The 17,821-nt window shown below is 54.1% G+C and carries 16 protein-coding genes; 5 read left to right on the forward strand and 11 right to left on the reverse strand.

Translation table 11 applies throughout. The features are described 5' to 3' along the window. Positions 1-124: 124 nt before the first annotated feature. A complete protein-coding gene (tnpA, locus tag ACLW56_RS00005) occupies positions 125-583 on the forward strand; it encodes an IS200/IS605 family transposase (protein WP_330981770.1) in 459 nt (152 codons plus the stop codon). 108 nt (positions 584-691) lie between these two features. On the opposite strand, the gene ACLW56_RS00010 is transcribed toward tnpA, so the two are convergent. The 4 genes from ACLW56_RS00010 to ACLW56_RS00025 form a co-directional block, all read right to left on the reverse strand. Continuing rightward, positions 692-1,846: an acyltransferase gene (locus ACLW56_RS00010; RefSeq protein ID WP_330981771.1), complete on the reverse strand. Its 1,155-nt coding sequence runs from the start codon at positions 1,844-1,846 to the stop codon at positions 692-694. 94 nt (positions 1,847-1,940) lie between these two features. Next, a complete protein-coding gene (locus ACLW56_RS00015; RefSeq protein ID WP_330981772.1) occupies positions 1,941-2,351 on the reverse strand; it encodes a GFA family protein in 411 nt (136 codons plus the stop codon). 136 nt (positions 2,352-2,487) lie between these two features. Continuing rightward, complete coding sequence (aldA, locus tag ACLW56_RS00020; RefSeq protein ID WP_330981773.1) at positions 2,488-3,927, reverse strand: aldehyde dehydrogenase; 1,440 nt, start codon at positions 3,925-3,927, stop codon at positions 2,488-2,490. Positions 3,928-4,137: 210 nt separating this feature from the next. Further along, positions 4,138-4,935 (reverse strand): YdcF family protein, encoded by a 798-nt coding sequence (locus tag ACLW56_RS00025; RefSeq protein ID WP_330981774.1) that lies wholly within the window; start codon positions 4,933-4,935, stop codon positions 4,138-4,140. Between the two features lie 252 nt (positions 4,936-5,187). Here ACLW56_RS00025 and ACLW56_RS00030 point away from each other — a divergent pair, with 252 nt between their 5' ends. Further along, entirely contained in the window at positions 5,188-5,355 is a 168-nt protein-coding gene (locus ACLW56_RS00030) for a hypothetical protein (protein ID WP_330981775.1), read from the forward strand. 87 nt (positions 5,356-5,442) lie between these two features. Continuing rightward, positions 5,443-6,327 (forward strand): glycerophosphodiester phosphodiesterase family protein, encoded by an 885-nt coding sequence (locus tag ACLW56_RS00035; protein ID WP_330981776.1) that lies wholly within the window; start codon positions 5,443-5,445, stop codon positions 6,325-6,327. 181 nt (positions 6,328-6,508) lie between these two features. Here ACLW56_RS00035 and hrpA read toward each other — a convergent pair whose 3' ends face one another. Next, positions 6,509-10,411, reverse strand: a complete 3,903-nt coding sequence (hrpA, locus tag ACLW56_RS00040) for an ATP-dependent RNA helicase HrpA (RefSeq protein WP_330981777.1) — start codon at positions 10,409-10,411, stop codon at positions 6,509-6,511. Positions 10,412-10,612: 201 nt separating this feature from the next. Here hrpA and azoR point away from each other — a divergent pair, with 201 nt between their 5' ends. Then, on the forward strand, positions 10,613-11,218 hold the full coding sequence (gene azoR / locus ACLW56_RS00045; protein ID WP_330981778.1) for an FMN-dependent NADH-azoreductase: 606 nt from the start codon (positions 10,613-10,615) through the stop codon (positions 11,216-11,218). Between the two features lie 295 nt (positions 11,219-11,513). After that, complete coding sequence (locus tag ACLW56_RS00050) at positions 11,514-11,666, forward strand: Hok/Gef family protein (RefSeq protein WP_330981779.1); 153 nt, start codon at positions 11,514-11,516, stop codon at positions 11,664-11,666. Positions 11,667-11,768: 102 nt separating this feature from the next. On the opposite strand, the gene paaY is transcribed toward ACLW56_RS00050, so the two are convergent. From paaY to paaH, 6 genes are all read right to left on the reverse strand, one after another. After that, positions 11,769-12,365, reverse strand: a complete 597-nt coding sequence (gene paaY / locus ACLW56_RS00055; RefSeq protein ID WP_330981780.1) for a phenylacetic acid degradation protein PaaY — start codon at positions 12,363-12,365, stop codon at positions 11,769-11,771. Between the two features lie 9 nt (positions 12,366-12,374). After that, on the reverse strand, positions 12,375-13,310 hold the full coding sequence (paaX, locus tag ACLW56_RS00060; protein ID WP_330981781.1) for a phenylacetic acid degradation operon negative regulatory protein PaaX: 936 nt from the start codon (positions 13,308-13,310) through the stop codon (positions 12,375-12,377). A 124-nt stretch (positions 13,311-13,434) separates the two neighbouring features. Further along, a complete protein-coding gene (gene paaK / locus ACLW56_RS00065; RefSeq protein ID WP_330981782.1) occupies positions 13,435-14,748 on the reverse strand; it encodes a phenylacetate--CoA ligase PaaK in 1,314 nt (437 codons plus the stop codon). Positions 14,749-14,774: 26 nt separating this feature from the next. Beyond that, positions 14,775-15,980 (reverse strand): 3-oxoadipyl-CoA thiolase, encoded by a 1,206-nt coding sequence (pcaF, locus tag ACLW56_RS00070; RefSeq protein WP_330981783.1) that lies wholly within the window; start codon positions 15,978-15,980, stop codon positions 14,775-14,777. Further along, positions 15,980-16,405, reverse strand: a complete 426-nt coding sequence (paaI, locus tag ACLW56_RS00075) for a hydroxyphenylacetyl-CoA thioesterase PaaI (protein WP_330981784.1) — start codon at positions 16,403-16,405, stop codon at positions 15,980-15,982. Before paaI ends, pcaF begins: the two co-directional genes overlap by 1 nt. Further along, positions 16,395-17,819 (reverse strand): 3-hydroxyacyl-CoA dehydrogenase PaaH, encoded by a 1,425-nt coding sequence (paaH, locus tag ACLW56_RS00080; RefSeq protein ID WP_330981785.1) that lies wholly within the window; start codon positions 17,817-17,819, stop codon positions 16,395-16,397. The genes paaI and paaH overlap by 11 nt, the downstream gene beginning before the upstream one ends. Between the last annotated feature and the right edge of the window lie 2 nt (positions 17,820-17,821).

A 17,821-nucleotide genomic window follows, 5' to 3' on the forward strand; every position in this document is an offset into this window, starting at 1 on the left:
CTAGGCTGGGGGTTCAGTAAAGCTTTCAGCTTTGAGTCGGTTCTAAAAACCCCTTTTGATTTGTTAAAACAGGTTGCGGTCTGGCAACTGCAAACATTCAACAAGAAATCAAAAGGGGGTCCCAATGAGGGACGAAAAGAGCTTAGCGCACACCCGATGGAACTGTAAATATCACATAGTTTTTGCGCCGAAGTACCGAAGACAGGTGTTCTACGGTGAAAAACGCAAAGCGATAGGCAGTATCTTAAGAAAGCTGTGCGAATGGAAAAACGTGAATATTCTTGAAGCGGAATGTTGTGTGGATCACATCCACATGCTTCTGGAGATCCCGCCGAAAATGAGTGTATCGGCTTTTATGGGGTACCTGAAGGGCAAGAGTAGCCTGATGCTTTATGAGCAATTTGGGGATTTGAAGTTCAAATACCGTAACAGGGAGTTTTGGTGCCGAGGGTATTACGTTGATACGGTTGGAAAAAATACGACCAGGATACAGGAATACATAAAGCACCAACTGGAAGAGGATAAAATGGGTGAGCAGTTGTCGATCCCCTATCCGGGTAGCCCGTTTACGGGCCGTAAGTAATCCATAGATGCAAATGTCAGATCGTGATGCGCCTGTTAGGGCGCTGCTGGTGACAGAGCCTTATAGGCGCATATGAAAAACCTCCGGCTATGCCGGAGGATATTTATTTTAAGAGAGGTTAAGCGCCTTTTCGTTGGCAGCGCGATTTTTGATAATACGTTTACCCAGGGCAATGCCCCGCATTTCGATATAACGATGAAGCAACGTGGCGAGCAAATAAACGATGGGCAGGCAAATCCCCACGGTGAATAAATAACGGGCTCCGCTCGAATGCTGCGCAATAGGGGAATGGTTCAGCAGGAAGGCAATAACCGGCATCACAATCAGCAGATGCAGCAAATACACGGAATAGGAAACATCGCCCAGCCAGGTGAACAGACGATGACTCAGCAACCAACGCGGCACGCTGAAGACTTTTGCCATGATGCCCGGCTGCGGATAGCGCCACAGCACGCCCGTCATGCCGACAATCATTAATGCTTCGAAGAAAATCTGCACGGAATCCATGCGAATGTTCATGATGGCGCTCACGGCTGGGGCAAGCAGCGCCAGTACGATGAACAGCAAACGACGTTGTCTCACCGCTTCAGCCATTAGCATCCCGGCGATGAACATATGCAGTTTAATCAGGATCATCGAAGGCATCGGGAACGCCTCGTACATACCGGGCAGCAAATAGCGCCCTAATGCCACCAGCCCCATCAACACCACCAGCGTCGTCGCAAAACCCCAACGCATCGTCAGCAGCATGATGAACGGGAACAACAGGTAAAACTGCATTTCCAGCCCGATACTCCAGTCTGGCAGCGCGGTGTTATAGGCGTACTGCGGCAAATCGCCGAAGATAAACGTCACGTGGGTGAGCAAATTCATGAATGAGATGTCGCTGTAGCGCGACGTTTCGGTCACGGTGGAGGGAAAAGCCTCGCCGATAATCTGGCGCATCTCACCCATAAAATGCCCGCTGACGAGTGCGATAAACAGCATCACGTAATACAGCGGCGCGATGCGGAAATAACGTCGCATCCAGAAGGTTTTGATGGTGTGCCAGGCACCCCACGGCTCTTTGTCCTGACGTTCAATATAGTTTTTGGCCATCAGGTAGCCGGACAGCAAAATAAACAAATCGACGCCGAGTTTCGGCACCGCGATTATCGGGATTTTGCAGTTAACCAACAGGGCGATATGCCCAAGAAAGACCCACAGCGATGCGACCCCGCGCATGCCTTCTAATTCCGGAGACCAGTTTTTTGCTATTGCCATAATCACCTCGTTAAAAGGGGATCATAGCAATATGCTCGCTACGTTAAGTCCGAATGTCGCGGTGACTAAGGCTTTTCAGATTAACGCCAGCCCCTTATTTTACGGGGTGATAACGCAGTATCCCTGCCGTACCCCCACCGCCATCGGAGGGATGATTCACACCATCCGCGACCGTGACTTCGTGGAAATCAAACGGTGATACGCCTTCGAGACAAGCCACATTGACGCCAAACTGGTTGGGATTCGAACGGCGCTGATGGAAGGTGTAAATCCCGCAGACAGAACAGAAATAATGGGCCGCGGTATGAGTGTTGAAGCGATATTCCGTAAGCTTGTCTTTGCCTTCTGTCACGGTTATCCCCGACAGCGGCGCAGAAACCACAACCGCCCCACGCATCCGGCAAAAAGAACAGTTGCAGCGTCTGATGGTGTTGAATCCATCCGCCAGTTCAACGGTAAACTTCACGGTTCCACAGTGGCACTGGGCATTTACTTTTTCAGTCACGGGCAAACCTCGACATTTTCAGGTTAGCCCTAATTTGTAGCACAGCGTTTGTTTTTTTGCCGGGTGGCTGATTGCCGGGTGGCGCTGACGCTTACCCGGCCTACGCGAGATAGGTAGGCCCGGTAAGGTTTGGGCATCAGGATTGCAGGTAAACCACCTGAGTCTGGAGATACTCTTCCAGGCCATGGCGGCCATCTGCGCCACCAATACCGGATTTACGCCAGCCCGCATGGAAGCCCTGCATCGCTTCGAAGTTTTCGCGGTTGATGTACGTTTCGCCGAACTTCAGCCCTTTGATGGCTTTCATCGCCTTATTCAAATCCTGAGTGTAAACCGACGACGTCAGACCATAATCACTGTCGTTTGCCATCGCCAGCGCTTCGTCCAGCGTATCGAATGCCACGACAGGCAGAACCGGGCCGAAGGTTTCTTCGTGCATGATGGTCATGTCCTGACGCACATCAAGCAGCAGCGTCGGCGGATAGAAATAGCCTTTGCCTTCCACCGCTTTACCGCCAAGCACCACTTTCGCACCCTGCTCAACCGCTTTTGCGACCTTCTGTTCGACACGTTCAAGCGCCGCAGCGTTGATCAATGGCCCCATGGCGATGTCATTCCGCTGGGCCGGGTCACCAAACTGTACGGCTTTCATCGCTTCGCCCAGACGATTTACGAACTGATCGTAAATCCCTTTCTGCACATAGACGCGTTCTGCACAGTTACAAACCTGCCCGGTGTTGATCACACGGGAGTCGACAATGGCTTTCACCGCCAGATCGAGATTCGCGTCATCCAGCACAATGGCGGGTGCTTTGCCGCCAAGTTCCAGGCACACTTTGGTGATGTTTTTAGCGGCAGCGGTCATGATTTTCTCACCTGCGCCCACGCTGCCGGTCATGCTGACCATCGCCACTTTCGGGTTACCCGCCAGTTCCTGACCGACGGTTTCGCCGCGACCCAACACCAGGTTGAAGACACCTTTTGGCAGACCGATTTCATGCACAATTTGCGCAAATGCAATCGCGTTGTTTGGCGTGAATTCGCTTGGCTTAATCACGATGGTGTTGCCGGTGATAAGCGCAGGAGCCAGTTTGCGGGCAATCAGGAAGAACGGGAAGTTCCACGGCAGAATGCCGGTGGTCACGCCCAACGCGCGTTTGAAGACAAAGATGTTTTCGCCCGGGCGATCGCTTTGCAGAATTTCCCCTTCGTAGCGGCGTGCCCACTCAGACATGTAATCAAGGTAATCGGCGGTGAAGAACACTTCCACTTCAGCCAGTTGCTGAATTTTGCCGCCTTCCGCGACAATCAGCGAACTGATTTCGGCGGCGCGTTCACGAATACCGGCAGCAATTTTACGTAACCAACCAGCGCGCTCAATGGCTGGCAGCGCTTCCCAGGCGGGCTGAGCGCGTTCTGCCGCGTCAATCGCCTGTTGCGCTTCTTTGGCGGAACCGTCAGGGATGCGGGAGAGGATCGCCTCAGTGGAAGGGTTGACCACATCAATCCAGTTGTCGCCCTGCCAGGATACAAACTGACCATCGATATACATTGGGTGTTGTACGGGTGCCGTCATGAATCGCTCCTGTAAATGCATCGTTTTTAACAAGTAAACTTAATGTTAAATATCGAGATTTACGGGGGCAAACTCCTACCCTATGATGCTGTATTTGTGAGATATATCATAAAAGAAGGCGCATGGACGCGATTCAGCTTAAACAATTCCGTAACACGTTTTGCCCGTTTGCGTTGTTTCTGTCGCAAACGGGCATTTCATGTCGGGTTTTTACAGCAGTGAACGACTGGTGAGCGCCTCACGCAGCAGTGAATCTTCTCGCAGGGTTTGCCAGGCCGCCATCACGCTGTCGGGGATATAGACGTGGGCAATAAACCCTTTGCCACGCGGGCCGTAGCCGTTTTCATCATCAAGCAAACGCGGCAGTTCACCCAGCAGCAGTGACAAATAGCGTTCCACCGGCCAGACAGCATCGGCTTCATCGGTAAAAGTCAGCCCGTGAGTGGCGTTACGCAGCACCGGCAGATAGCCTGGATAGCTACGCCATTGCGGTGCCTGGGGGTCGTCCTGCCACACGTGTGCAAAAGTCGCCATGGTTCTGCGCTGCATGGTCGGGTCCTGCACCACAATGCCGTTCCGACATGTGATTCCGCACTGTTCCATCACTTCACGGGTGAAACGGGCATTTTCGCCGCAGTTGGTGGAGCGGTCTTCCACCACGATGCGATCAAGGGGAATATTCCAGTACTGATGAGCAATATCCGCCAGAATCGAGGCTTCTGCCCGAGCGGTAGTACGAAGTATGTTGTAACGTGGATGACGGGCAACGGCCGCATAGAGAAACGTGGTGGAGTGCCCAATGCCGCCGCTTATCAGCAACGTGCGGTTTTCCGCCGCCAGTCGGCAAGCTGCATCAATCGTCGGCATCACGGCATTCCCTGCCAGCACCACCAGATCGGCCTCAACATTGACAGGTGGCGTGGCAAAATCGTTCTGTGCCAGCCACTCACCTACGCAGTTCGCGGCACTCAGCGTGTCTTCATTCAAATGAGGAAAGGTCGTCAGCATAATGCTCCCTTCTTTTATCAAATTGCTGTTCAGGGTAACACCCGCGACGCACACCGACAAAGGAACTCGCTGAAAATGCCACCGCAAGGCGTTATGCCTCAAAAATGAGGGATCCGCATCTGGTAACGGCGAAAAAGAAGCTCATTACCGTTCTTTCCGTCCAGGGTCTATGGGAAGCACCAGCCAGGTGCGGGTGACAGATTGGCGTAGATGACTGCCAGTTTGGCTTAACATGGGTACAGGGAGAAAATGATGATCCGCAAAGAAGTGTTTACCTGGGAGGCCACTTCCTCCTTTCAACCATTTTTCTCGACTTTCCTCAGCAGCAAAAAACACCGCGGCTGGAATACCGAAAGTGCTGGAGAAAATAATTATGTTTTTTTTCTGTATTCTCTGCCAGGCTATCCCGGCTTCAATTAAATAGCGATAATTTTATTGTAGCTTAAAGAGTAGATGTTATTTTCACTATCACTTCATCATCTCTGTTTATTACAGTAAGGAAACTCGATGTCTCGTTTCACAACATTGCTTCTTACCTGCGGAATATTATCTTTGTCAACAGTGGCTCAGGCCGCCAACCCGACTATCATTGCGCACCGGGGAGGTACCGGCGACGGCCCGGAAAATACAGCCTGGGTCATTCAGAAATCTATCGATAATGGTGCCGAAGCTATATGGGTAACATTACAGCTCAGCAAAGATGGCAAGATTGTTCTCTATCGTCCGTCAGATCTCGCTTCACTGACATCACTCAAAGGTCCGGTGTCGTCGCATTCTGTTTCAGATTTACAGCAAGCCGATGCAGCCTGGCATTATGCTCCCCCTGATTTTCCTCTGCGAGGAAAAGGCGTGACCATCCCTACGCTTGATGAAGTATTAAAAAAATGGCCCACGACATTCTTTTATCTCGACATAAAATCACCGGATGCCTCCCCTCAACAATTTGCCGCTGCGCTTTCTGCCACGCTGGGAAAATACCGGGCGCTGAACCGGGTACGGGTATATTCCACTGATGCGAAATATCTTGATGCACTGCCTGACAGCATTCCTCGCTTCGCCAGCCGTGATATGACGAGGACAGCGCTGGCAAATATTACAATGCACCATATTTGTACTCTGAACGACAACAGCAAAGATAAGGCAATATGGTACGGTTTCGAGCTGCGCAGAGAGGTGCAAGTTATCGAAAAATTCACCCTTGGCGAAGGCATATCGAAATCAGTACTGGAGTGGAATAAAGAGGCGTTTGACTGCTTTAAAAAAGATCGCAATGCTCGGGTCATCTTATTTGGCGTCAATAATCAGGACGATTACCAGCAGGCTAAAAAACTGGGTGCAGACGGAGTGCTGGTTGACTCGCCGGCAAAATTCAAGGGAATGTCGTTAAGATAAATCGCCACCTTTCTGCGATAATGTCCCCCCCCCCCCAGCCAGTCTTTACCAGCCGCCGGAAGGCGGTTGGTCTTGTAAAGGGGACACTTCAAGTCTGGTCCAATTATGCAAAAACTACGATCGCTGTAGAAAAGCCGGGTAGCGGCAACCGCCACCCGGCATCGTCCACCAGGAAACACCATTACCCGCTAATCGGCTCCATCGCCTGCAAAATACGCTTGTCGGAAATCGGATACGGTGTCCCCAACTGTTGCGCAAAGTAGCTGACTCGCAGCTCTTCAATCATCCAGCGGATCTCCTGCACATCGGCATCGTCACGGCGCGCTGGCGGCAGCTTGTTCAGCCACTGTTGCCAGGCCTGCTGTACGCTTTCGACCTTCAGCATTTGCGCGCGATCACGGTGCGGATCGACAGCCAGTTTTTCCAGCCGTTTCTCAATCGCATTCAGATAACGCAGCGTATCGCCAAGCCGTTTAAAGCCGTTGCCGGTAACGAACCCGCGATACACCAGCCCGGCCATTTGCGCTTTCACGTCGGACAAGCCTAGCGCCATGGTCATATCAACACGCCCTTTCAGGCGCTTGTTGATGTTGAACACAGCCGTCAGAATTTGTTCGACCTGCTTCGCAATATCCACCACTGTGTCGTTGAGTTCTGCGCGCACTTTATCGTGCAGCTTCGCAAAGTTCTCTTCTGTCCACACCGGGCCGCCTGCTTCGTCAATCAGCTTATCGACGCCGCAAGAGATGCAGTCATCTATCAAATCCAGCACTTTACCGTACGGGTTGAAATAAAGCCCCAGCTTGGCCTTGTTGGGCAGCTTTTCATGCAGATATTTAATTGGCGACGGAATGTTCAGCAACAGCAAACGGCGCAAGCCACGCCACATCGCCTGCTGCTGCTCCAGCGGGTTATCAAACAGTTTGATCGCCACGCTGTCGCGTTCATCCACCAGCGCTGGCCACGCTTTCACTTTGTAGTTACCGCGTTTCTGTTCGTAGCTCTCTTGTAACGTGCCAAAGCTCCACAGATGCAAACCGCTCTGTTCAATACCGTCGTCAGCCACCGCGGAGAGGGTTTCCTGAACCTTCCCTTTCAGGCCGTCTCTCAATGCTGTCAGGTCGCGTCCTTCCTGCAGTTTCTTGTTTTTATCATCCACCACCCGGAAGGTGACTTTCAGGTGATCGGGCACCTGATCCCAGTGCCAGTCTTCACGGTCAATGGTAACGCCCGTCATACGACGCAATTCGCGTTCCATTGAATCGAGTAACGGTAATTCCAGCGGCGTTGCGCGGCCAAGGAATGCTTCAGCGTAATTCGGCGCCGGTACAAAGTTGCGGCGCACCGGTTTTGGCAATGACTTAATCAGCGCGATGATCAGTTCACGACGCAAACCAGGGATTTGCCATTCGAAACCGGCCTCTTCGACCTGATTCAGTAACGGCAACGGAATATGCACTGTGACGCCATCGGCGTCGGCGCCTGGCTCAAACTGATAGCTCAGACGCAGTTTGAGATTGCCCTGATGCCAGAAGTTCGGGTAGTCGAGCTTACTGACATTTTCCGCGCCTTCTTTAATCAGCATGCTCTTTTCAAAATTGAGCAGATCCGGCGTTTCACGGCTGGCGGTTTTCCACCAGTTGTCGAAGTGGCGAGCTGAAATAACCTCGTGGCTGATGCGCTGATCGTAAAACTCAAACAGCGACTCATCGTCCACCAGAATGTCGCGGCGGCGGGATTTGTGTTCCAGCTCTTCCACTTCAGCGCGCAACTTGAGGTTGTCGCGGAAAAAGGCGTGGCGAGTCTGCCAGTCGCCTTCCACCAGCGCATGGCGGATAAACAGTTCACGACAAAGTGCCGGATCAATCTGGCTGTAGTTCACCTTACGAGCCGCCACAATCGGCAGGCCGTAAACAGTGACTTTTTCCGTCGCCATTACTGCGCCCTGCGCACGTTCCCAGTGCGGTTCACTGTAAGAACGTTTGATCAGATGCTGGGCGACCGGCTCAACCCATTCCGGATCGATACGTGCCGCAATTCGGCCCCACAGGCGGCTGGTTTCCACCAGTTCGGCCACCATGGTCCATTTCGGGGGCCTCTTGAATAAACCGGAGCCCGGGAAGATGGAGAAACGAGCGTTACGCGCGCCGGTAAATTCCTGCTTATCGGCATCTTTCATACCGATGTGCGAGAGCAAGCCCGCCAGTAGCGCGACGTGAATTTCACGGTACTCAGCCGGTTCGCTGTTCACAGGAATGCCGAGCTCTTTCACCACCTGGCGCAATTGGGTGTAAATATCCTGCCATTCACGTACGCGTAAGTAGTTCAGATAATCTGTACGACACAGGCGGCGGAACTGGTTTGAAGAGAGCGCTTTTTGCTGCTCGCCGAGATATTTCCACAGGTTCACAAAGGCGAGGAAGTCAGACTCTTTGTCGTGGAAGCGACGATGTTTTTCGTCAGAAGCCTGCTGTTTGTCCATCGGACGCTCACGAGGATCCTGAATCGAAAGCGCTGAAGTGATGATCATCGCTTCACGCACACAGCCGTGTTTCTGCGCTTCCAGCACCATTCGCGCCAGACGTGGGTCAACCGGAAGCTGGCTTAACTGGCGGCCCATCGTCGTCAGTTTATAGACCGTTTGTTGCTCATCGGTCGTAATCGCGCCTAATTCTTCCAGAAGACGCACACCGTCCTGGATGTTGCGCTTATCGGGCGCTTCAACAAACGGGAACGCGCCGATATCCCCCAGACCCAGCGCTGTCATTTGCAGAATGACGGACGCCAGGTTGGTACGCAAAATTTCCGGATCGGTAAATTCCGGACGCGACAGGAAGTCATCTTCCGAATAAAGGCGAATACAGATACCTTCGGAAACACGCCCACAGCGGCCCTTACGCTGGTTCGCGGATGCCTGCGAAACAGGTTCAATCGGCAGGCGCTGTACCTTAGTGCGATAGCTGTAACGGCTGATACGCGCCGTACCGGGATCAATCACATACTTGATGCCCGGCACGGTCAGCGAGGTTTCTGCGACGTTGGTCGCCAGCACGATACGGCGCCCGCTGTGCGACTGGAACACGCGGTTCTGCTCACTGTTGGATAAGCGGGCATACAGCGGCAGGATTTCCGTGTGGCGAAGGTCGCGCTTACTTAATGCGTCCGCGGTGTCACGAATTTCACGTTCACCGCTCATGAAGATCAGGATATCGCCTGGGCTCTCGTTGCCCAGTTCATCGACTGCATCAAAAATGGCCTGCAACTGATCGCGCTCAGTATCATCAGCGTCTTCGACAATCGGACGATACCGAACGTCTACCGGGTATGTACGGCCCGACACTTCGATTATCGGCGCGTTATTGAAATGTTTTGAGAAACGCTGCGGATCGATAGTCGCCGAGGTGATAATAATTTTCAGATCAGGGCGACGCGGCAGCAGCTCTTTCAGATAACCCAACAGGAAATCGATGTTCAGGCTGCGTTCGTGGGCTTCATCAATGATGAGGGTGTCGTACTGCATCAGCAGGCGATCCTGCTGGATTTCCGCCAGCAGAATACCGTCGGTCATCAGCTTGACCATCGTGTTGTCGCTGACGTGATCGCTAAAGCGGACTTTATAGCCGATACAGCCGCCCGGCTCCGTTTGCAGCTCTTCGGCAATACGGTTGGCGACGGTTCTGGCCGCCAGACGACGTGGCTGGGTATGACCAATCAACCCTTTCACACCACGCCCGAGCTCCATACAAATTTTCGGCAGCTGAGTGGTTTTCCCGGACCCCGTTTCACCGGCAACGATCACCACCTGGTTGTCGCGAACAGCGTTAAGGATGTCCTGTTTTTTCTGGCTGACAGGCAGGTTTTCCGGGTAGGTTATCTCCGGCCGCGCCGCTTCACGCAGCACAACCTTCCCTGCCGCCTGAGAGATTTCCTGGGCCATCTCCTGCAAAATGGCCTGTTGTGATTCAGGATTTTTAACCTTCTTCACGCCCTGCAACCGACGGGAAAAACGCGTTTTATCGCGCAGCATCAGACCGTCCAGTTGATGATGAAGCTGAGAGAAGGTGATTTTCTGTTGTTCTGTCATAGCGTTATCGGGCAGCACACTGCCGGAAAAATGTCTCTGTTTTCATGAGTGTTAGAGTACCACATCGCTGCGTCGCTTTCCTTCATCAATAAATTTGAACAAAGGCTTCGATATATTGCGCTATCCCTGCGGCAGGATTGTGAATAGAGTGTCATCAAGCAACAGGGCACGGGCCCGTCAATCTCATATAAGGAAACACCCATGAGCAAGGTATTAGTTCTCAAATCCAGTATTCTGGCAGGGTACTCTCAGTCTGGTCAGCTGACTGATTATTTTGTTGATCAGTGGGCTGAAAAACACCCGGCAGATCAGATTACCGTTCGCGACCTGGCCGCACAGCCAATTCCAGTCCTGGATGGCGAACTGGTAGGCGCTCTGCGTCCAGGCGATGCGCCACTGTCCCCACGTCAGCAGGAAGCGCTGGCGCTGTCCGATGAGCTGGTTGCTGAACTTCAGGCACACGACGTGGTTGTGATTGCAGCCCCGATGTACAACTTCAACATCCCTACTCAGTTGAAAAACTACTTCGACCTGGTGGCACGCGCTGGTGTGACATTCAACTATACCGAAAACGGCCCGGAAGGTCTGGTGAAAGGCAAACGCGCTATCGTGGTGTCCAGCCGTGGCGGCATCCATAAAGATACCCCAACTGATCTGCTGGCACCGTATATGAAGCTGTTCCTGGGCTTCATCGGCATCACCGACGTGAACTTCGTGTTCGCGGAAGGCATGGGGTACGGTCCTGAAGTGGCAGCAAAAGCGCAGTCTGACGCTAAAGCCGCCATCAACAGCCTGGTTGCAGCCTAAGATTCTCCCCTCTCACCGCCCGGTGGGGGGGCTTTTTTCCCCGTCAAATTCCTAATCTCTACGAAGAATTACGAGCCTGCTCGTGAATTCGGCATGTCTGTCTGTAACTTACAACAAAGAAGCTTAGTATTGCGGCGGGTGTTTGAGGCTGTCTGGTCTCAGACATGGGATAAGCAGGACTTGCATGAGGCCGGAAAGTTAAAAACCCCAGGAGATATTTCTATCCACCTGGGGGACTAACATTCCAACCCTCGCAAGTTGGATGTTAGTCCTTCCAAAGCACGGAGGCAATAACATGCTGACAAAATACGCCCTTGTGGCAATCATTGTGCTGTGTTTCACAGTATTGATGTTCACGCTGATGGTTCGCGAAACGCTCTGTGAGCTAAGCGTCAAAGAGCGTGGTATGGAGTTCAAAGCCGTGTTAGCTTGCGATTTGAGGAAGTGACTGACAACGCGGGGAGCACTCCCCGCGTCTTAATGAGCAAGGTTTGGGCAGCATCACAGACACCCGTTCTGGCCCTCTTCGCAAGAGGAGGGCCAACTTCTTTTAGCTCGCTGATTTGGGTCTCAGATTTTCATCAAAAGTCAGACGCTGGCGCCCTTCTTCCACCTCACGCAGTGGCTCAACCTGATGCATCGTCATCTTGCAGCGCTCGACCAGCACCTGATATTCGCGCGTCCCGCGTTTCTTCCATTCAATTTCCTGACTGCTCAACGCACGAATGGCTTTAGCCGGGCTGCCGACGATGAGATAGTTCGCGGGCATCTCAGCCTTCGCTTTCACAAAGGCCGCCGCGCCGACAATGCTGTTCTCGCCGATGACCGCCCCATCCATCACCACCGCATTCATGCCGACCAGCGCATTACGGCGTATCACGCAGCCATGCAATATCGCGCTATGGCCGATGTGACCGTCCTCTTCCACTACCGTGTCCTGCTCCGGGAAACCGTGCATCACACAATTATCCTGAATATTCGCGCCGTCCTTCACCACGATGCGGCCAAAATCACCACGCAGGCTGGCATTCGGGCCAACGTACACGCCTTTGCCGAGGATCACATCGCCAATCAACACCGCAGTCGGATGCACGTAGCTTTCTTCTGGCACCACAGGCGTTAAGCCATCAATCTGATAAACAGGCATTTGCGCTCCTTATTTGAGGTTCAGACCACCGAAACGCTGATAAAACGGCGACGCGGGCTGAGGTAATGGCCCGACAGAGGTTTCCCCTTTTTCGCTTACCCACGCCAACGCTCCTGCGGCCACACTCTGGTAAATGTTGATGCAGAGCTGACGCGCCGCCTGCCCCACCCAATGCGCAGGCAGTAGCTCTTCCGGCAATAACGGATCTTTGAGGATCACCCGCCGATAGAGATGGATGGCTAACAGTTGAATAGCAAAACAGCGTTCAGGCGTTAGCTCCTGCGGGGTTGCATCACGCAACAGCGGTAACAGTGGTCGGAACGTATTAATGAAATTTTCATACAGATGGTTTTGTTCGGTCAGTTGCCAGCACTCTTCTACTCGCGCACGCAATGCACTGACCGATGTCGCCAGCGGCGACTGTGCTTCAAAGCAAATCACGTTATCGGCGACACCCGCTTCATGCAGCAATGCCTGAACATCCGCCAGTTTCTGCGAGGGTGACGCCATCAGACTTGGGGCTAACGTGCCAAATCCCTGCCAGATCAGCTGTTTTTTGACATCCGCAAGCGTGGTTTTATCGAGGCCTTCAGACAGTAAAAGAAGCCAGGTGCCGTCCCAGGCTGGGGGTTCAGCGCGGTAAATTTTGCCTTCTGCCCGCCGCGTGAGCCGCAAGCCTTTGTCGCTTAAGCGATAAAAACTGCGTCTTCCGATTCGGTCGACATCCAGCCAGCCTTCTTTATTGAGTCGAAACAGAGAGGTGCGGACGAAGCGATCGCCAAAGCCCAGTCCTTCGAGCAAGGCTGTCAGGCTACCAAGCCAGATTTCTCCGCCACGATGGGATAATGCGTCACCATAGAGAGAGGAGATTAAAGACGTTCCGCTGATGGGCACGGCCGCGACGGCCTGCTGGATAAAGGTATCGAGTTTACTCATCTGATTCATTCTGTTGTTATTTTCATCCTTGATGAATCATAGCACAGCCTTGCCCGGCGGCGCTTCGCTTGCAGGGCCTGCGGTATTTTGTAGGCCGGGCAAACACCGTGCCGCCCGGCAATCACTCGCATAATCAGCCGTTGGCCGCCACTTTACGCAGGTCAAACACGCGGCAGGCTTTGCCTTCAGAACGCGAAATACTGCCGCAGTTGACGATCATCACGTTGGTGGAAATACCGACCATCGACTTAATACGATGACGCAACTGGTGGCATACCTGGCAGCGCTGTTCATGAGTCAGCGACAGGCTGCTTTCTTTCAGTTCGACTTTGACTGACAGCGAATCGAGATGACCACGACGGTTCACTTCCAGCTGGTAGTGCGGCGACAGGTGCTCGAACTTGACGATCTCTTCTTCCAGTTGTGACGGGAAGACGTTCACGCCGCGGATGATCAGCATGTCGTCGCTGCGTCCGCTGATGCGATCCATGCGGCGCATCGTACGCGCGGTGCCTGGCAGCAGGCGCGTCAGGTCGCGGGTGCGATAGCGGATAACCGGCAATGCTTCTTTTGTCAGCGTGGTGAACAACAGTTCGCCCTGCTCACCATCGGCCAGCGGTGTGCCATCGTTTGGATTGACGATTTCCGGGTAGAAATGGTCTTCCCAGATGGTTGGGCCGTCTGCGGTGTCGATACATTCCATCGCCACGCCCGGCCCCATCACTTCGGACAGACCGTAGATATCCAGCGCGGTAATGCCCAGACGACGCTCAATTTCCTTGCGCATTGCCATGGTCCATGGCTCCGCGCCGAACACGCCTACGCGCAGCGAGCACTGGCTGGCGTCACCGCCCATTTGACGTTCCAGTTCTTCAATCAGGTTCAGGCAGTAGGACGGCGTCACCATGATCATGTCGGGTTTAAAATCACGAATCAGCTGCGCCTGTTTCTCGGTTTGGCCACCAGACATTGGGATAACCGTCGCGCCCAAACGCTCTGCGCCGTAGTGTGCGCCCAGGCCGCCGGTAAACAGGCCATAACCGTAAGCCACATGAATTTTGTCTTTTGCGCTGCCACCTGCGGCACGCAGAGAACGAGCGACAATATTGGCCCAGGTATCGATATCATTCTGGGTATAACCGACCACGGTTGGCTTCCCGGTTGTGCCCGATGAAGCATGAATGCGGACAATCTGCTCCATCGGCACCGCGAAGGTGTCGAACGGATAGTTATCGCGCAAATCCTGCTTGGTGGTGCACGGGAATTTCTGGATATCGCTCAGTTGTTTAAAATCATCAGGGTGTACGCCCGCCTCGTCAAACTTGCGGCGGTACATTGGCACATTGTCGTAAGCGTGTTTCAGCGTCCATTTCAGGCGTTGGGTTTGCAGGGCCTGAAGTTCATCAACGGACGCGGTTTCGATTGGGTCTAATTTTGTTGATGTCATTGTAGGGTACTCGCAGGTTAATCAGCTCACACGCGCTCCAGGATCATGGCAATGCCCTGACCCACACCGATACACATCGTGCAAAGGGCGTAACGCCCGCCGCGACGGTGCAGTTCATTGCTGGCGGCAAGCGCCAGTCGGGCACCACTCATGCCCAACGGATGGCCTAAAGCGATGGCCCCACCGTTGGGGTTTACATGCGGGGCATCATCCGGTAACCCCAGTTGTCTCAGGACACCGAGCGCCTGGGCGGCAAACGCCTCGTTCAGCTCGATGACGTCCATATCGTTAATGCTCAGGCCAGCACGTTCCAGCACTTTGCGGGTGGCAGGCACCGGGCCAAGCCCCATCAGGCGTGGTTCTACACCTGCGGTTGCCATCGCCACAATGCGTGCACGCGGCGTTAAGCCTTGCAGTTTCGCCATCTCAACGCTTGCGATAATTACCGCCGCCGCACCATCGTTCACACCAGATGCATTACCTGCAGTGATCACCCCGTTCGCACGGAATGGCGCTTTCAGGGCGGCAAGCTGCTCCAGCGTAGTGTCAGCGCGAGGATGTTCATCTTCTGAAACTTCCGTCACCGCGCCCTTTTTACCCTTCACGCTGACCGGCACAATTTCCTGCGCCAGAATGCCGCTCTGCTGAGCGATGGCCGTGCGCTGCTGGCTACGGAAGGCAAACGCATCCTGATCGGCACGGCTTATTTTTAACAATTCAGCTACATTCTCCGCCGTTTCCGGCATGCTGTCAGTACCAAATTGTTGCTGCATGAGCGGGTTCACAAAACGCCAGCCGATAGTGGTATCGAACATCTCTGCCTGACGCTGGAACGGCGTCGTAGCTTTGCCCATCACAAACGGTGCGCGAGACATAGATTCCACGCCCCCGGCAATCAGCAAATCAGCATCACCCGCTTTAATCGCACGAGCGGCAAAGCCGATTGCATCCAGCCCGGAACCACACAAACGGTTAATGGTGGTGCCAGAAACGGACTGAGGCAGCCCGGCCAACAACGCTGCCATACGTGCCACGTTGCGGTTATCTTCGCCCGCCTGGTTGGCACAGCCGAAAATCACATCATCGATACGTTCCGCATCCAGTTGCGGCAAGCGAGCCAGCAGCGCGCGCAAAGGCACAGCCGCCAGATCGTCCGCCCTAACGCTGGACAACGCGCCGCCATAGCGACCCACCGGGGTACGAACACCTTCACAGATAAATGCGTCACGCATCAGGCTTCTCCTGTTACGCTGCCACCGATGCGGTGTGATTTCCCGCGAAACAGGGCGACAGTTTTTTGTTGTTGGTTGACTATCTCAATGTCGTACACGCCGGTCAGTTTGCCCTGATGCTTCACCCGCGCAGTGGCGGTGAGCTTGTCCCCGGCAAAGCCCGGACGCAGAAAATCGATGTTGCAGGCCGAAGCTACCGCGGCCAGCCCCTGGCTGTTGCAGGCATAAGCAAAAGCGGTGTCTGCCAGCGAGAACAACTGCCCGCCGTGGCAGGTTTGATGGCCGTTGAGCATTTGCGGCGTCACGGTCATGGTCAGCACCGCAAACCCTTCGTCCATCTCGATGATGTCGATGCCGAGCGCCTGTGCGCAGGTATCTTTTTCGTACATCACGCGGGCGTTATGCCAGGCGTTATCAGGACTCATAGCTACTCTCCAGAAGCGCACGCTGGCGCAGCAGGGAACAAGGGCGATAACGCTCTTCGCCGTAATGACGTTGCAGATTCTCCAGCACTTCGAGCACGCGCTGCCAGCCCAGCAGTTCACCCCATTGCAGTGGCCCACGCGGGTAATTCACACCAAGGCGCATCGCGATATTGATGTCTGCTTCGCTGGCAACGCCTTTTTGCAGCGCATCCAGCGCTTCATTAACCAGCATCGCCACGGTGCGCCACACCAGCAGCCCCGGATAATCCGCGACCAGCAGTACTTTTTTCCCCTGCTGTTGCAGCCAGTAAATCGCTTTCTCGCTCTCTTCCAGGCGGTTACTCGCTGCGGCGGCAATCACCACCACGTCACTCTCACTGCGGTCCATCACCACAACAGGCCGTTGTAAACGCGTAGCGGCAGCTTGAGCCGTTTCACCCGTCGTTTCGAGTAACAGCACGTCGTCAAGTGTGACAACGTCACGTTCTTTGTTGGTCTGTGCGGCTTTGCAATGCGCAGGAACATCCGGATAGAAAGCCACTTCCGCAGCGCCTTCTGGCCAGCGATAAACACCCTGCCCGGTTTTCTTACCATAACGCCCAGCCAGCACCAGCTCTTGCTGCACCAGCGAAGGCAGAAAACGCCGTTCCTGCCAGAAAGCATTGAAGACGGAACAAGTCACTGCGAAGTTCACGTCCTGACCAATCAGATCAGTCAGAGCCAGCGGCCCCATCGGGAAACGACCTGCCTCGCGTAACGCGGTATCAATCACTTCGGGTGCAGCCACTTGCTCTTCCAGCGCTCGCCACGCTTCGGCGTAATAAGGACGCGCCACACGGTTGACGATAAACCCCGGCGTAGACTGACAATGAACCGGCTGTTTGCCCCACGCCAGCACACACTGGCTGAGCTGAGTCACCACTTCGTCGGATGTCGCAACACCACTGACCACTTCCACCAGTTTCATCACCGGAGCAGGGTTAAAGAAGTGCAGCCCCGCCACGCGTTCCGGGTGTTTCACTCCTGCCGCAATTGCAGTGATGGAAATCGACGAGGTGTTACTGGTCAGCAACGCTTGTGGCTGGCAAATTTCGCCGAGCTGGGTGAACAGCGCCTTTTTGATGTCGAGATTTTCGGCGGCGGCTTCAATCACTAAATCAGCGGCAGCAAGCGCCGCAATATCAGTAACGGGAACAATCCGCGCCAGCCCACGCTCACAGGCTTCAGCGCTGAGTTTGCCCTTCGCCACTCGCGCTTCCAGACGGCTACGCAAAGCGGCAATCGCACGGCTCATCGCTTCGGCAGAGATGTCGTGCAACAACACCTGCTGGCCCGCCATCGCCGCTACTTCGGCAATGCCGGCCCCCATGGTGCCACTGCCAATCACTGCCACGGTTCGAATCTGTTGGCTCATGG

It is taken from the genome of Pantoea sp. sgz302252, assembly GCF_047713085.1.
GTDB lineage: Bacteria > Pseudomonadota > Gammaproteobacteria > Enterobacterales > Enterobacteriaceae > Scandinavium.

Bases quoted from the DNA above. Each gene is read 5' to 3' on its own strand.
- hrpA (WP_330981777.1), bottom strand. From the start codon at position 10,411: ATGACAGAACAACAGAAAATCACCTTCTCTCAGCTTCATCATCAACTG.
- ACLW56_RS00030 (WP_330981775.1), top strand. From the start codon at position 5,188: ATGATCCGCAAAGAAGTGTTTACCTGGGAGGCCACTTCCTCCTTTCAA.
- pcaF (WP_330981783.1), bottom strand. From the start codon at position 15,980: ATGCGTGACGCATTTATCTGTGAAGGTGTTCGTACCCCGGTGGGTCGC.
- tnpA (WP_330981770.1), top strand. From the start codon at position 125: ATGAGGGACGAAAAGAGCTTAGCGCACACCCGATGGAACTGTAAATAT.
- ACLW56_RS00050 (WP_330981779.1), top strand. From the start codon at position 11,514: ATGCTGACAAAATACGCCCTTGTGGCAATCATTGTGCTGTGTTTCACA.
- paaI (WP_330981784.1), bottom strand. From the start codon at position 16,405: ATGAGTCCTGATAACGCCTGGCATAACGCCCGCGTGATGTACGAAAAA.
- ACLW56_RS00025 (WP_330981774.1), bottom strand. From the start codon at position 4,935: ATGCTGACGACCTTTCCTCATTTGAATGAAGACACGCTGAGTGCCGCG.
- paaX (WP_330981781.1), bottom strand. From the start codon at position 13,310: ATGAATCAGATGAGTAAACTCGATACCTTTATCCAGCAGGCCGTCGCG.
- aldA (WP_330981773.1), bottom strand. From the start codon at position 3,927: ATGACGGCACCCGTACAACACCCAATGTATATCGATGGTCAGTTTGTA.
- paaY (WP_330981780.1), bottom strand. From the start codon at position 12,365: ATGCCTGTTTATCAGATTGATGGCTTAACGCCTGTGGTGCCAGAAGAA.
- ACLW56_RS00035 (WP_330981776.1), top strand. From the start codon at position 5,443: ATGTCTCGTTTCACAACATTGCTTCTTACCTGCGGAATATTATCTTTG.
- paaK (WP_330981782.1), bottom strand. From the start codon at position 14,748: ATGACATCAACAAAATTAGACCCAATCGAAACCGCGTCCGTTGATGAA.
- paaH (WP_330981785.1), bottom strand. From the start codon at position 17,819: ATGAGCCAACAGATTCGAACCGTGGCAGTGATTGGCAGTGGCACCATG.
- azoR (WP_330981778.1), top strand. From the start codon at position 10,613: ATGAGCAAGGTATTAGTTCTCAAATCCAGTATTCTGGCAGGGTACTCT.
- ACLW56_RS00010 (WP_330981771.1), bottom strand. From the start codon at position 1,846: ATGGCAATAGCAAAAAACTGGTCTCCGGAATTAGAAGGCATGCGCGGG.